This window comes from Sphingopyxis sp. TUF1, assembly GCF_036687315.1.
Classification (GTDB): Bacteria; Pseudomonadota; Alphaproteobacteria; order Sphingomonadales; family Sphingomonadaceae; genus Sphingopyxis; species Sphingopyxis kveilinensis.
Window position 1 is genome coordinate 1,519,175 of the sequence record NZ_CP144683.1, and the last position, 12,848, is coordinate 1,532,022.

Annotated in this window: 15 protein-coding genes; 3 read left to right on the forward strand and 12 right to left on the reverse strand. The window is 65.4% G+C overall.

From position 1 onward, the window contains the following. Positions 1 to 62: 62 nt before the first annotated feature. From ykgO to VSX77_RS07225, 5 genes are all read right to left on the reverse strand, one after another. Entirely contained in the window at positions 63 to 188 is a 126-nt protein-coding gene (ykgO, locus tag VSX77_RS07205) for a type B 50S ribosomal protein L36 (RefSeq protein WP_003046794.1), read from the reverse strand. A gap of 169 nt (positions 189 to 357) precedes the next feature. Continuing rightward, entirely contained in the window at positions 358 to 1,812 is a 1,455-nt protein-coding gene (gene rpoN / locus VSX77_RS07210) for an RNA polymerase factor sigma-54 (RefSeq protein WP_338426972.1), read from the reverse strand. Positions 1,813 to 2,003: 191 nt separating this feature from the next. After that, positions 2,004 to 2,819 carry an LPS export ABC transporter ATP-binding protein gene (gene lptB / locus VSX77_RS07215; protein WP_338426973.1) on the reverse strand — a complete coding sequence of 272 codons (816 nt, stop codon included), beginning with the start codon at positions 2,817 to 2,819 and terminating at the stop codon, positions 2,004 to 2,006. A 262-nt stretch (positions 2,820 to 3,081) separates the two neighbouring features. After that, entirely contained in the window at positions 3,082 to 4,464 is a 1,383-nt protein-coding gene (gene pgmG / locus VSX77_RS07220) for a phosphoglucomutase/phosphomannomutase PgmG (RefSeq protein WP_338426974.1), read from the reverse strand. 30 nt (positions 4,465 to 4,494) lie between these two features. After that, the gene (locus VSX77_RS07225; RefSeq protein ID WP_338426975.1) at positions 4,495 to 5,304 is read right to left on the reverse strand and encodes a division plane positioning ATPase MipZ; all 810 of its coding nucleotides are present in this window, start codon (positions 5,302 to 5,304) and stop codon (positions 4,495 to 4,497) included. A gap of 84 nt (positions 5,305 to 5,388) precedes the next feature. Between VSX77_RS07225 and panC the strand changes: the two genes are divergently transcribed. Both panC and VSX77_RS07235 read left to right on the forward strand, forming a co-directional pair. Beyond that, positions 5,389 to 6,228, forward strand: a complete 840-nt coding sequence (gene panC / locus VSX77_RS07230; RefSeq protein ID WP_338426976.1) for a pantoate--beta-alanine ligase — start codon at positions 5,389 to 5,391, stop codon at positions 6,226 to 6,228. Positions 6,229 to 6,466: 238 nt separating this feature from the next. Beyond that, positions 6,467 to 6,781, forward strand: coding sequence for a hypothetical protein (locus VSX77_RS07235; RefSeq protein WP_338426977.1), 315 nt, complete (start codon positions 6,467 to 6,469; stop codon positions 6,779 to 6,781). On the opposite strand, the gene VSX77_RS07240 is transcribed toward VSX77_RS07235, so the two are convergent. The 4 genes from VSX77_RS07240 to VSX77_RS07255 are packed head-to-tail and all read right to left on the reverse strand — an operon-like array spanning position 6,778 to position 9,319. Next, complete coding sequence (locus VSX77_RS07240) at positions 6,778 to 7,929, reverse strand: GNAT family N-acetyltransferase (protein ID WP_338426978.1); 1,152 nt, start codon at positions 7,927 to 7,929, stop codon at positions 6,778 to 6,780. The genes VSX77_RS07235 and VSX77_RS07240 overlap by 4 nt on opposite strands. Before the next feature lie 3 nt (positions 7,930 to 7,932). Next, complete coding sequence (locus VSX77_RS07245; protein WP_338426979.1) at positions 7,933 to 8,397, reverse strand: RidA family protein; 465 nt, start codon at positions 8,395 to 8,397, stop codon at positions 7,933 to 7,935. 14 nt (positions 8,398 to 8,411) lie between these two features. Further along, positions 8,412 to 9,053 (reverse strand): HAD family hydrolase, encoded by a 642-nt coding sequence (locus VSX77_RS07250; RefSeq protein WP_338426980.1) that lies wholly within the window; start codon positions 9,051 to 9,053, stop codon positions 8,412 to 8,414. Further along, positions 9,050 to 9,319, reverse strand: a complete 270-nt coding sequence (locus tag VSX77_RS07255; protein ID WP_338426981.1) for a DUF3572 family protein — start codon at positions 9,317 to 9,319, stop codon at positions 9,050 to 9,052. Before VSX77_RS07255 ends, VSX77_RS07250 begins: the two co-directional genes overlap by 4 nt. A 77-nt stretch (positions 9,320 to 9,396) precedes the next feature. Here VSX77_RS07255 and VSX77_RS07260 point away from each other — a divergent pair, with 77 nt between their 5' ends. Continuing rightward, on the forward strand, positions 9,397 to 9,759 hold the full coding sequence (locus VSX77_RS07260; RefSeq protein WP_338426982.1) for a response regulator: 363 nt from the start codon (positions 9,397 to 9,399) through the stop codon (positions 9,757 to 9,759). A gap of 264 nt (positions 9,760 to 10,023) precedes the next feature. Here VSX77_RS07260 and rpmG read toward each other — a convergent pair whose 3' ends face one another. The 3 genes from rpmG to VSX77_RS07275 form a co-directional block, all read right to left on the reverse strand. Then, a complete protein-coding gene (gene rpmG, locus VSX77_RS07265; RefSeq protein ID WP_011543216.1) occupies positions 10,024 to 10,191 on the reverse strand; it encodes a 50S ribosomal protein L33 in 168 nt (55 codons plus the stop codon). Between the two features lie 209 nt (positions 10,192 to 10,400). Beyond that, a complete protein-coding gene (locus tag VSX77_RS07270; protein WP_338426983.1) occupies positions 10,401 to 11,126 on the reverse strand; it encodes an energy transducer TonB in 726 nt (241 codons plus the stop codon). Between the two features lie 390 nt (positions 11,127 to 11,516). Beyond that, complete coding sequence (locus VSX77_RS07275) at positions 11,517 to 12,836, reverse strand: glutamate--tRNA ligase (protein ID WP_338426984.1); 1,320 nt, start codon at positions 12,834 to 12,836, stop codon at positions 11,517 to 11,519. Positions 12,837 to 12,848 lie beyond the last annotated feature (12 nt).

Here is a 12,848-nt window from a genome sequence, read left to right on the forward strand (position 1 = left end):
GCATCCGACGGCGTCACGCTAACTCGCAAATGCACGCAGGGCGAAACGCCCCGGCAGGGCAATCAGCCCTGGCGCGCCTTGAAGCGGCGGTTGGTCTTGTTGATCACATAGGTGCGGCCACGGCGGCGGATAACGCGGTTATCACGGTGGCGGTCCTTCAGCGACTTCAGGCTGTTGCGAATCTTCATGGTTCTTGTCCGTAAATCTTGGCGTATTGACGCGAAGCGGCGCAACTATGGGGAAGCGGGCAAAAAGTCAACCGGCTCCCACCCTTATTTCATCATTCCGGACTTGATCCGGAATCCATTGTCGCGCCGAAGTCCTGGACCCCGGATCAAGTGCGGGGTGACAACGGTTTCAACCCGCGAGCGCCTTCTGCCGCCGCCGTTGCACCGAAGACCCAAACCCCATCGCCTCGCGATATTTCACCACCGTGCGCCGCGCAATGTCATGGCCCTCGGCCGACAGCTTCTGCGCGATCGTCTCGTCGGACAGGATCGCGCGCGCGTCCTCGCCCTCGATCATCGCCTTGATCCGGCTCTTCACCGCCTCCGCCGATACGGCGCCGTCGCCCTCGGTCGCCGAAATGCCCGACGAGAAGAAATATTTGAGCTCGAACAGGCCGCGCGGGCACGACAGATATTTGTTGCTGGTGACGCGGCTGACGGTCGATTCGTGCATCCCGATCTCCTCGGCGACCTGTCGCAGGGTCAGCGGGCGCATATGTGCGACGCCGTGCAGGAAAAACCCCTCCTGCTGCTTCACGATCGCGCTCGCGACCTTGACGATCGTGCGCTGCCGCTGGTCGAGCGCGCGCACCAGCCAATTCGCACCTGCGAGCTGTTCGGACAGCCACGCCTTGCTCTTTGCCGCTGCCCCCGCGGCGAGTTCATTATAATAGCGGCGATTGACGAGCAGCCGCGGCAGGGTCGCGCTGTTCACCTCGACCGCCCAGCCCGCCGCCGTGCGCCGGATATACAGGTCGGGGACAACCGCCTGCGCGGGCGATCCGCCGAATTTCAGGCCGGGCCTCGGATCATAGCCGCGCAGTTCGCGGATCATATCGGCCAGATCCTCGTCGTCGACGCCGCAGATGCGCTTCAGTTGCGGGAAGGCGCCTTTCGCCACCAGCTCCAGATGCGCGATCATCGTCGCCATTGCGGGGTCGTAACGGTCGGCCTCGCGCGCCTGGATCGCGATGCATTCGGCGAGGTCGCGCGCGCCGACACCCGCGGGGTCGAAGCCCTGAACCACCCCCAGCACCGCCTCGACCATCGCCAGCGGCACGCCCAGCTGCGCGGCGAGCTCGCCAAGGTCGGCGCGAAGATAGCCCGTCTCGTCGATCAATGCGACAAGCTGCGCCGCCACGATCGCCTCGATCCCGTCCAGCCGCTCGCCGACCTGCGCGAGCAGATGGTCGTGAAGCGTACCCTCGGCCTCCGCAAAACTGTCGAAATCGACATCCTCGCCCGCGCCCGACAGGCCGACGCTGTCGCTCGCGCTGTCGTGGTGGAAACGCTCCTCGGCGAAATCGACGTCGAGGTCGTCGGCCGTCCCCGCGTCGGACGCGAGCGCATGATCGGTATCGGCGGGCGTTTCGGTCACCGGCGGCGCATCGCCGTCGGGCTCGTCGCCCCCGCCCTCGCTGTCGGGCGCGCCCGTGTCGAGCAGCGGATTGCCCTCCAGCGCCTCGGCCAGATAGGCTTCGAGTTCGAGGTTGGACAGCGCCAGCAGTTTGATCGCCTGCTGCAGCTGCGGCGTCATCACCAGCGATTGCGACTGGCGGAGATCGAGGCGCGGCCCCAACGCCATTGAGTATCAGCGGCCCATTACCCCGTTCGTGTCGAGCCCCTCGACTGCCTTGGCAGTCGCTCGGGATAAACTTCCGGCTTTGCCGGAAGTCGAGACACGTGAAGGCACGCACGATCTCGGCGTGTCTCGACTTCGCTCGACACGAACGGAAATGAAAAGCAGCTCATTCAACACCGACACGGCTCTAGCCGTCACAGCGAGAATCCCTCACCCAGATACAGTCGGCGCACTTCGGGATCGGCGACGAGTTCGGCGGGCGATCCCGCGAGCAGCACCTTGCCGTCATAGATGATGCATGCGCGATCGACGAGGTCGAGCGTCTCGCGCACATTATGATCGGTTATGAGCACGCCGATGCCGCGCGTCTTGAGGTCGGCGACAAGGTCGCGAATATCGCTGATCGACAAGGGGTCGATACCTGCGAAAGGTTCGTCGAGCAGGATGATCGACGGATTGGCGGCGAGTGCACGCGCGATTTCGGCGCGGCGCCGTTCGCCGCCCGACAGCGCCATCGCCGCGGCATCGCGCAGCCGTGTCAGACCGAATTCGTCGAGCAATTCCTCAAGCCGCCGTTCGCGCGCGACCTTGTCGGGCTCGGCAAGTTCGAGCACTGCCTCGATATTCTGCGCCACCGTCATGCCGCGAAAGATCGAGGTTTCCTGCGGCAGATAGCCCAGGCCCAGGATCGCGCGGCGATACATGGGCAGCGCGGTGATGTCAGCGCCGTCGAGCATGATGCGCCCCGCGTCGGGCTTCACCAGTCCCATGATCGAATAGAAGCAGGTCGTCTTGCCCGCACCATTGGGGCCGAGCAGCCCGACGACCTCGCCCTTGCCGACCGACAGCGACACGTCGGACAGCACGACGCGCTTGTCATAGCTTTTGGCGATCGAAATGACCGCGAGGCCATTGCCCGCCGCGGCATCGTCGCGCGCGTGCGCACGATGCTCGGTGACGCCATGATCGTCGTCGGCGGCCCGCGCGATTGTCGATTCCTCGTCGGTCATAATGCGGTCGGTTCCCGTCTGGCTTCGTGCCGCGTTACCCCAGCGACGCCGCCAAGGTCAATCTGGCAAGCTTATTGCATCTACTCTCACCCCTCCCCTTCAGGGGAGGGGCAGCGAGACTCGGTCCGGCGCTAGCCGGGCCTTCGTCGAGTGGGGTGGGGGCCATCGGCCTTGCCCTATGCCGATGGCCCCCACCCGCTGCAACTAGGCGGCAAGCTGCCAAGTTTCGCTGACCTCCCCTGAAGGGGAGGGCGTCATCTCGCTAATGCCCCACGCTTTCCCCGCGCACGACGCCGGATAGTGCAAGTTGCTCATCGATCGCCGCAAGCAGGCGCGCCAGCGCCGCCTCGTCGGTCGCCTCGGCGCGCGCGACGAGAACGTCCTGCGTGTTCGATGCGCGGAGCAGCCACCAGCCGTCGTCGGTCATCACGCGCGCGCCGTCGGTGCGGTCGACGCGCGCGCCTGCCGCCGTCAGTCGATCGAGAACTTCATCCACAATGGCGAATTTGCGCACCTCGTCGACCTGGAAGCGCATTTCGGGCGTGTTGACCATCGGCGCCATGCCGCCGCGCAGTTCGGTGACGCTTTTGCCGAGCTTCGTCGCTGCCTCGATCAACCGCACTGCGGCATAGGGCGCATCGTCATAGCCATAATAGCGGTCGGCGAAGAAGATATGGCCGCTCATCTCGCCTGCCAGCGGGCTGCCGGTTTCCTTCATCTTCGCCTTGATCAGGCTGTGGCCGGTTTTCCACATCAAGGGCGTGCCGCCCAGTTCGGCGACCCGGTCGAACAACGCCTGGCTGGCCTTCACATCGGCAATCACCGTCGCACCCGGCATGTCTTTCAGCACCGCGGCGGCATAGATTTGCAGCAGCTGATCGCCCCAGATCACGCGGCCCCGACCGTCGATCGCGCCGATACGATCGCCGTCCCCATCGAAAGCGACACCGAAATCGAGACTCTTTTCGGCGACGAGCTTTTTCAGATCGGCGAGGTTCTTCTCTTCGGTCGGATCGGGATGGTGGTTCGGGAAATGCCCGTCAATATCGGTGAAAAGCAAATGATGCTCGCCCGGAAGACGCGCGGTCAGCTTTTCGATGACGGTGCCCGCAGCGCCGTTGCCCGCGTCCCAGCCGATTCGGAAGGCACCGCCGGCAAAGCCCTCGACCAGCCGATCGACATAGGCGTCGACGATGTCGATGCTCTCCGCCGTGCCTTCGCCCGTCTCCCAGTCGCCCGCGGCGGCCAGTTCGCCGATCCGCTGAATGTCGGCGCCGAAGAAGGGGCGCCCCTGAAACACCATCTTGAAGCCATTATAGTCGGGGGGATTATGGCTGCCGGTTATCTGTATACCGCCGTCAACCTCTTCGGTTGATGCGGCATAATAGAGCATCGGCGTCGGTCCCAGTCCGACATTCAGCGCATCGACCCCCGCGGCATTGATTCCCTCGATCAGAGCCTCGGTGAGCATCGGCGACGACAGCCGTCCGTCATAACCCACGGCGACGCGGCGGCCGCCCGCGCGGCGGATCAGCGTCGCAAAGCTGCGGCCGATGGCATAGGCATCCTTGTCGGACAGCGTGTCGCCGACGACGCCGCGAATATCATATTCGCGGAGCATCGTCGGATGGAAATCATGGGTCATCGTCGATCCTCTTTGGAAGAGAGCAGAAGGTCAGGCGGCGGCGAACAAATCGCCATCGGGATGCAGCCGCTCGCGCGCGGGCAGGTTAAGGCCGCCCATCGCTTCGCGCAGCTCCTGCCGCGCGACGACATGGCCGATCCCCATGCCGCCAAGATGCGCCTTGTCGAGCAGGGTGAGCCCGGCCGGGAAAAGCTCGCGATAGATGACGCGTTCGCCAAGCCCCGGGATGACGCGAAAGCCGACTCGGCGCGACAATTGGCTCAGCGCTTCGCCGACACGGCGCATATTGTGCGCATCGACGTGCTGGAGCCGGTTGCGCAGGATGATCCAGTCGATCGTCCGCCCATCGCTCTTGGCGCGCGCCTTGCGCGTGTCCCAGATAAGTTCGGAATAGAAGCTGGGGCGCGTTACCTGAAATGTCTCGGGATCGACCTGACCGATCAGGTCGAAATCGATGAAGCTGTCGTTGATCGGCGTGATCAGCGTATCGGCGCTGGTCGCGAGGTGGCGCGCGAACAGATCGTCGCGGCCCGGCGTATCGGCGATCAGATAATCGGCGTCGCGGCTCAGCTGCGCGACCTGTTCATCAAGTTCTTCGATCGTCGAACCCGTGAATACCTCAAAGCGCGGAGTTGGCAGCACGATGTCGCGCCGCCGCGCGGTCTGTTCGCGATTTTCCAGATAGCGGTGAAAGGTGCGCTGCCGTGGGTCGAGGTCGATCCCCGCGACGCGCCAGCCCTGGCTTGCCAGTGCGACCGCAAAATGCACGGCGCAGGTCGATTTGCCCGTCCCGCCCTTTTCATTGGCAAAGATGATACGGTGCGGTGCGGGCGTCGTCATGAGCGTTGCGATTTTCCTCTTGGCGGCGCATGGGGGCCGCATCGGTGGTGTCTCAGCGCCGCCAATATCGGAGGGCGCCCGGCCGTGCAAATCATCCGTGACATCGCGATGCTCCACCGTGCCGTTACGGCACTGAAACAGGGGGACAAGAGCGTCGCACTGGTGCCCACCATGGGATCGCTGCACCAAGGCCACCTCTCGCTCGTCCGCATGGCACGGCGTATCGCCGACCATGTCGTCGTGTCGATTTTCGTCAATCCGACCCAGTTCGGTCCCAACGAGGATTTCGACGCCTATCCGCGGGGCGAAGCGCAGGACGCTGCGATGCTCGTCGAGGAAGGCACCAGCCTGCTCTGGGCGCCCGACGTCGGCATCATGTATCCGCACGGGCACAGCACGCATATCGAGGTTGCCGAGCTGGGCGCCGATTATTGCGGCGCCGCGCGTCCCGGCCATTTCGACGGCGTTGCGACCGTCGTCGCCAAATTATTCAATCAGGTGCGGCCCGACGTCGCGATCTTTGGCGAAAAGGATTGGCAGCAGCTCGCGATCGTCCGCCGGATGGCGCGCGACCTCGATTTCGGCATCGACATCTTGGGCGCGCCGATCGCGCGCGACGCCGACGGCCTCGCGCTCTCGTCGCGCAACGCCTATCTGTCGCCCGATCAGCGCGCAGCGGCGACCGCCTTTCCACGCGCGCTGAAGGCCGCCGCAAAGGCGATCGCCGGCGGCGCCGAGGTCGCCGATACGCTGGCAAAGGCCGAAACGGCGATCGTTGCGGGCGGCTTCGACGCCGTCGATTATGTCGCGTTGGCCGATGCCGACAGCCTCGAACGGCTGACCACCTTTCGCGCCCCGGCACGCCTGCTTGCCGCAGCAAGGATCGGCAAGACGCGGCTGATCGACAACTGGCCGGTGGGCTAGGTTCAGGACCCAAGTCACCAGCCCGTCATCCCGGCGAAGGCCGGGATCTCGTCGGCGCGTCATGATTTAGCGCCGGAATTCCGGCCTTCGCGGGAGTGACAAAAGAGGAAAATCCCATCTTTTCCGGCGTTTGAAAACTTGCCCCCCAAAAATCGACATCATCGTTAACACTTTGTTGACCATAAGCCGCAAATTTGGCCCCGAGGTCTCCATGTGGGTGGAGGTAAAGGGGGTTATCATGGCGAACAGTCTGAAGTCTGCCCAATATCTGATCGAAAGCCGTCTGCTCGATGCGGCGCGCGGCGATGCCAATGCCTATTTCGATCTCGGTATCGCGTTTTCGACGGGCACCGGCGGGGTCGATGTCGACCTGATCCAGGCGCATAAATGGTTCAACCTTGCCGCGCTCGGCGGCAATATCGAGGGCCAGCAATGTCGCGCCGACCTGTCGAGCGAAATGTCGCGCGATGAAATCGCCGAAGCGCAGCGCCAGGCGCGCTCCTGGCTCGACGAGACAGCGCGCCGTCCCGCCGCGCGGCGGTTTGCGGCCTAATCCCTCCGCTTGAAGGGCATATGCCCCTCCAGCCATTCCATCTCGACCTCTTCGGCGGCGCGCTCGCGCTCGAGAAACTCGGCGACCGCGCGGCGAAAGCCCGGATCGGCGATGAAATGCGCCGACCATGTCGCGACGGGGCCATAGCCGCGCGCGAGCTTGTGTCCGCCCTGCGCCCCTGCCTCGACGCGCTTCAGCCCGCGTTCGATCGCAATGTCGATCGCGCGGTAATAGCATAGCTCGAAATGCAGATAGGGGATTTCGGTCAGGCATCCCCAATAGCGGCCGTAAAGCGTGTCGGCCCCCAGGAAGTGCAGTGCGCCGGCGACCGGCCGCTCCTCCGCATCATAGGCGATCAGCAGGAGGATCTGCTCTGCCATCGCCCCGCCCATCAGGTCGAACGCCTCGCGGGTAAGATAGGGATGCCCCCATTTGCGCGCGCCAGTGTCCTGATAGAAGAGCCACATCGCATCCCAATGATCGGGGCGGATCGCATCGCCGGTCAGCTCTTCGATCCGTAGGCCCTCGACCGCGCGTAACCGCTCCTTGCGTAGCTGCTTGCGCTTTTGCGAATTGAGCGTCGCGAGAAAATCGTCGAAGCTGGCATAGCCTGTGTTCGCGAAATGAAACTGAATGTCGCGGCGGACGAGCCAGCCCGCTTCCTCGAACAACGGCATCTGTTCGGGCGCGACAAAGGTCGCGTGCGCCGACGACAGATCATTCTGCCGCACGACCGCCTCGGCCGCGCGGAGGAGGAGCCGCGCGTCATCCTTGTCGTTCGCGAGAAGGCGCGGGCCGGGAACGGGGGTGAAGGGCGCCGCGATCTGAAGCTTCGGATAATAGTCGCCGCCCGCGCGCTCCCAGGCATCGGCCCAGGCATGATCGAACACATATTCGCCTTGGCTGTGCGCTTTAAGGTAAGCGGGCGCAGCCGCGACCAGCCTCCCGTCCGCATCCTCGACGAGCAGCGGCGCCGCCTGCCACCCTGTGCCCGGCCCGACGCTGCCCGATTCCTCGAGCAGCGACAGAAACGCATGGCTCACAAAAGGATTGCCGCCATCGTGCAACCCGTCCCACGCCGCCGCGTCCACCGCGGCGACGCCGGTGCCGAGCGAGATCGTCCGCGCCGGTGGATCGGCCTCGGCCATCGCTCAGGCCGGGCGCACCGCCACGATCGCGTCGGCCTCGACCGCCGCGCCGAGCGGCAGCACCGCGACGCCCACCGCGGCGCGCGCGTGGCGGCCGGCCTCGCCGAACAATGTTTCGAACAGTTCGGACGCGCCATTGGCGACCTTCGCCTGATCGGTGAAGCTTGGCGCGCTGTTGACGAAGACGCCCAGCTTGACGATCCGCTCGACGCGCGACCAGTCGCCGCCCAGCGCCTGCCCGATCTGCGCGACGAGCATCAGCGCGACGCGCTGCGCCGCGTCCTGCCCGCCCGCGATGTCCATGTCGTCGCCCAGCCGGCCGGTCACGACCTGCCCGTCGCGGAACGGCAGCTGGCCGCTGATGTACAGCACCCCGCCGTGTTCGACCGCGGGCACATAGGCGGCGACCGGCGCAGCGGGTTTGGGAAGATCGAGGCCGAGCTCGGCGATTTTGGCGGCAATATCCATGGGAGAGTCCTTCTTCAAACCGGCTGCGGCGCCGGGGCAGGGATGTTTTCGGCGAGCCGCGCCATGATCCAGCGTTGCGCCGCTTTCCAGTCGTCGATTCGCGCGTGGGCGTGCGGCGACGCGGCAATCTTGTCCGCGATGGCGGGCTCGCCGACGAAATGAAGCCGCCACACCTCGGGCGCTTCCTCCGCGACCGAGTGATGATGCCCCGCCAGATCGTCGATGAACACCGCAACCGACGGACGATATTGCTCGATCAGGCGGCGCACCGGCGCGCCCTTGCCGCCGCGGCTGCCGATCACCGGCGCGTGGAAATCGTGAAGCGCGAGCTGCTCGATCCGCGCCTGCTGATGCTCGGGACCGACGTTGGTGAGCACGACAATGTCCGCCTCGGCGCCGATCGCCGCCATCGCGGCCAAGGCACCCGGAATCGGATATTGCCGCGTCATTTCCTCGCGAAAAAAGCCGTCGAGCAAAGGCCACACCTCGGCGGCCTCCAGCGGCGTGCCGCATTCCTTACGCTTCAGCGCGTTTGCAAAGCTCGCATCCTCGATACGGAAAATTACGCCATGCTCGGCGTCGACCCATTCGGCGAAGGGCACGACCATGTGCATCAGCACCTCGTCGCAATCGGTGATGACGAGCGGGCGGGTCATGCGGGACTTCCTTCGAGTCGGTGGGCAGCGGCGGCCAAGCTTGCAGGCGGCACCTGCAACGCATCGGCGCAGGCGACAAGGTCGTTTTCGTGGGACGTCAGGAACGACAGGATCGCCGCCAGCGTCGCCTGCTCGCCCAGCGAGGCGCGCAGTTCGTCCGGCGCCAACCCTGTCAGGCCAAGCAGCCGCTCGGCGCGCGGCTCGTCGCTCAAGATCCAACCGAGCGCCTGAAGCGCCAGCGCGGCATCGTCATCGTCATCGTGCAAGGAATGTGTCCCTAATTGTGTCATGCCGCCGATTCGCCTAAACGGGCCGCATACGCAAGGTGGGGAACGGAACGCACATGGGCAAGACCATCCTGGTCGTCGAAGATAATGAGCTCAACTTGCGCCTGTTCTGCGACCTCCTCAACGCCCACGGCTACAGCGCGCATCCGGTGCGCGACGGCCGCGACGCGCTGGCCAAGGCGCGCGAGGTGTCGCCCGACCTGATCATCATGGACATCCAGTTGCCGCATGTCAGCGGGCTGGACCTGATCGGCCAGATGAAGGCCGACCTGACCTTGCGCGCCGTGCCGATCATGGCGGTCACCGCCTATGCGGGGAAGGGCGACGAGGAGCAGATCCGCGCCGCGGGCGCCGAGGCCTATGTCTCGAAACCGATTTCGGTGATCAAGTTCATCGAGAGCGTGGGGGCGTTTGCCTGAGGCGGGTTCCAAGCGGAAGTTGCCGCCGCCGCAGGCGGTGGTGGAGGGGCTGCGACGGTAGTGCCATGGCCCCTCCGTCAGCGCTTCGCGCTGCCACCTCCCCATGGCTTCGCCACAGGGAGGAGTGATCGGCCACTAATTACCCCTACCCACCATCCCTTCACCCACGAAAAAGGGCGGCGCAACCGCCGCCCTTTTGAATCCCCGCCTTCGCGGGAATGAGGCATTTTCAAACCGCGCGGCAATGCCGCACGGGAAAATACATCACTTGATCTTGGCTTCCTTGAACTCGACATGCTTGCGCGCACGCGGGTCATATTTGCGCACCGTCATCTTCTCCGTCATCGTGCGCGGGTTCTTCTTGGTGACATAGAAAAAGCCCGTGTCGGCGGTGCTCACCAGCTTGATCTTGACGGTCGTCGGCTTGGCCATGGCCCTGTTCCTCGAATTGACTGCACATCCGCCGGTGACCCGGTGGATGCCGCGGGACTAGGGGCCCCGACGTTGGTGTGAAAAACATGAGAGGGCCGCGCGACGCCGCGCCGCCCTCCAATATCCGGGCGCCTTTGGCGGGATTCGGTGTTTCTGTCAAGCGAAAGCAACGGACGGACGGCGGCGAACCGCCCGCCCCGGGAAGGGTATCAGGCGTTCCGGATCTCGAAGCGCACGGTCATGACCTTCCAGCTTTCCTCGGCCACACCGCCGCGCGTCGCGGGCTTGAAGCGCCACTTGGCGAGCGCGCGCCGCTTCGTTTCTTCAAAGAAGCCGGGGCTGTCGGCGCTCACCAGTTCGACCGCCTTCACGCGCCCGTCGGTGCCGATGAGCACGCGCACCTTCGCGACTCCCTCGACCCCGCGCCGCTGCTCGCGGGCCGGATAGTCGGGCTGGAACGCCCCGGCAAAGCGCGCGTCGAGTTCGGCGAGCACCAGCTTGGGCGCGGGTGGATCGGCGGGGAGGGCTGGCGGGCCGGGATCGATCGGCCGCGCATCGACGATCACCGGCCCGACGGCGACGCGATCATCGTTCAGCGGCACGGTTTCGACGCGCGGCTCGACCGTTTCGGTCGCCGATGTGGTTCTCGGCGTCGGCTTGGCATCCTCGACGGGTTCGGGCGGCGGGGGTTTGGGCAGTTCGATCAGCGTGCCGGTGATAGGCTTCGTTATCGGCGGCGTTTCGACGATCATCGGCGACAGCGCCACCGCGACGACGAGCGCGGCGGGAAGCCCGACAGCCAAAAGCGCCGCGACCGGATGGCGGCGCTGATCGCTGCCATAGAGGGTGCGGGGTAAGGCCGCCGAACGCCCCGCGGGTGCGGTCGTCGCTTCGGGTGCGGTCATCATCGCCGAAATCAGCGGTATCAGGGTCATGGCATCTCTCCTTGCCTTGCGACCCGGCCCCGGCTGCGGTCGATCGCCGCCATCAGCCCGATCACACAACAAGGATGTTATAACATCACTTATTTGTCAAGTCGGCTGCTTAGATATGTCCCACTGTGCCCTTGCGAAGGCGGGGGCCCATCGCCTGCGGCCGATTTTAGAGCGGCGCGCGCTAGATCCGCACCACCCCAAATCCGTTCGTGCTCAGCTTGTCGAAGCACCGTCCTTCTTCTTGCGGCGTCAAAAGAAAGAACGGCCCTTCGACAAGCTCAGGGCAAACGGTTCATATTTAACCCACACTGCTCTAAACAGCCCGTGGCTAGGACCGCAAACACAGGTGATGAGCCCCAGCCTGCGCAGGGGCGCATGGCGCGATCCTTCTTACGCCTCCCCGCTCCCCGCCAGCCGCGCAATCGCCTCCTCCTTGGCGATCAGCGGCAGCAGCTCAGCCATGTCGGGACCATGGTCGCGCGCGGTCAGCGCGCGGCGCAGCGGCAGGAACAGCGCGCGGCCCTTCGCCCCCGTCGCCTCCTTCACCGCGGCGATGAGCGCGTGCCAGGGATCGGCGCTCCAGTCGATGTGCGGCGCCGCCTTCGCCGCGGCATCCAGCACCGGACGGTCGGCCGCCTCGGTCGCGGGCGGCGCGAACGGCCCTTCGAACACCGCTACCCAGTCGGCAGCCTCGGCGACGGTCGCCAGATTGGGGCGAATCGCGTTCCAGCGCGCTTCGTCAATCGACGCGGGCAGGCGGTCCGCCACCGCAGCATGATCGCTGAGGTGAAGTATCTTCTGGTTGAGCAGCGCCAGCTCGGCCTCGTCGAAGCGCGCCGGCGCGCGGCCGAAGCGCGCAAAGTCGATGCCCGCGATCAGCGGCGCCAGATCGGTCACCGGCTCGACCGGGTCGCTGGTACCGAGCCGCGCGAGCAGCGCGGCGAGCGCGATCGGCTCGATCCCCTGTTCGCGCAAGCTCGCCATGCCGAGCGAGCCCAGCCGCTTCGACAATTTCCCCTCGGTCCCGACGAGCAGCGCCTCATGCGCGAAGGCGGGGGGTGCCGCACCGAGCGCCGCGAACATCTGAACCTGCGCCGCAGTGTTCGACACATGGTCCTCGCCGCGCACGACATGGCTGATCCCCATCGCGATGTCGTCGATCACGCTCGGCAACAGGTAAAGCCAGCTGCCGTCGGCGCGGCGCACCACCGGGTCCGACATCGTCTTCGGCTCGAAATGCTGCGGCCCGCGGATCAGGTCGGTCCATTCGATCGGCACGTCATGGTCGAGCCGGAAGCGCCAGTGCGGCGCGACGCCTTCAGGCACCGGCGCGTCGATCGGTTTGCGTTCATAGACGGGAGGCAACCCGCGCGAGAGCAGCACCTTGCGGCGGATGTCGAGCTCTTCGGGCGTTTCGTAACAGGCATAAACGCGGCCCGCCGCCTTCAATTTCTCGAACTCGGCCTTGTACAGCGCGAAGCGCGCCGACTGGCGCTCCTCGCCGTCGATATCGAGCCCGAGCCAGTCAAGGTCAGCGCGAATGCCCTCGACATACTCCTCCTTCGACCGTTCGACATCGGTATCGTCGATGCGCAGCAGGAAACGCCCGCCATGTTTCCTCGCCCACAGCCAGTTGTGGAGCGCGGTGCGAACGTTGCCGACATGCAGAAGTCCGGTCGGCGAGGGGGCGAAGCGAGTGGTGACGGTCATGGGGCGCGCCTA